Raw genomic sequence first — 1,278 nt, 5'->3', positions numbered from 1 at the left:
GCCACGGCTGTCCGGTTTAAAAAGAGTGGACAGGGCGCACGGTGTTGATTCTACTCATGTTCGAGCGTTTGGCGACGTTCCCGGACACGAAAAGAGGAACAACACCGTGCGGCATGACAATAGCGTCTTTCATGATCTGTTGAAGCGGATTCCGTGGGCGGCTTTCGAAAGACTTGTGGAGGAGCATCAGGCCGACAAGCACGTTCGGCGGCTGTCGACGAAGAGCCAGTTGATCGCCCTGCTTTACGGCCAGCTTGCCGGTGCCGCCAGCCTGCGTGAAATCGTCGGCTCGCTACACAGCCACAGCGCACGCCTTTACCATCTCGGCGCTCGCCCGGTGTCGCGCTCGACGTTGGCCGATGCCAACGGCCTGCGTCCGAGCACGGTTTTTGCCGAGTTGTTCGCGCAGATGGTGGCGCGCGCCGGGCGCGGGCTCAAGCGGGCCGTCGGCGAGGCGGTCTATCTGATCGACGGCAGCAGTATGAGCCTTGCCGGGGCGGGATCGCAGTGGGCTCGCTTTTCCGATCAGGCCTGCGGCGCCAAGATGCACGTCGTCTACGATGCCAATGCCGAACGACCAATCTATGCGGCCGTCACCCCGGCCAATGTCAATGACATCACCGCAGCCAAGGAGATGCCGATCGAGGCGGGCGCCACCTATGTCTTCGATCTCGGCTATTACGACTTCGGCTGGTGGGCGAAGCTGGATGCCGCCGGCTGCCGCATCGTCACCCGCCTCAAATCCCACACGAGACTGACGGTGAGCGCCGAGCAGGCGGTCAACGAGGATGCCGGCATCCTGTTCGACCGTATCGGCCTGCTACCGCAGCGCCAGGCCAGGAGCCGCCGCAACCCAATGAACCGGCCGGTGCGCGAGATCGGCGTGCGGATCGAAACCGGCAAGATATTGCGCATCTTCTCCAACGATCTTACCGCCCCGGCCGAGGAGATTGCCGCGCTTTACAAGCGTCGCTGGGCGATCGAACTGTTCTTCCGCTGGGTCAAGCAGACGCTGAAGATCCGCCATTTCCTCGGAAACAGCGAAAATGCCGTACGCATCCAGGTCGCCGTCGCCCTGATCGCCTATCTGCTGCTGCAGATGGCAAAGGCCGACCAGACCACCGTCACAAGCCCGCTGGCCTTCGCTCGCTTGGTACGCGCCAACCTCATGCACCGCAAAAGGATCGACCGCCTCCTAAAACCACGCCACAGCCCTCCCGGAAATCCCGGCCAGATGAGCCTCCAATGGTGACAAAATTTAAACCGGACACTCGTGGC

General features: G+C 62.1%; 1 protein-coding gene. It reads left to right on the top strand.

All coding sequences use genetic code 11. The features are described from left to right. The first annotated feature begins 106 nt into the window (after positions 1 to 106). Positions 107 to 1,252: an IS4 family transposase gene (locus AF337_RS11940; protein WP_049732315.1), complete on the top strand. Its 1,146-nt coding sequence runs from the start codon at positions 107 to 109 to the stop codon at positions 1,250 to 1,252. Positions 1,253 to 1,278 lie beyond the last annotated feature (26 nt).

The sequence above is a fragment of the Rhizobium ecuadorense genome (genome assembly GCF_001187535.1).
GTDB lineage: Bacteria > Pseudomonadota > Alphaproteobacteria > Rhizobiales > Rhizobiaceae > Rhizobium > Rhizobium ecuadorense.
This window is presented reverse-complemented; position numbering and strand designations above follow the sequence as displayed.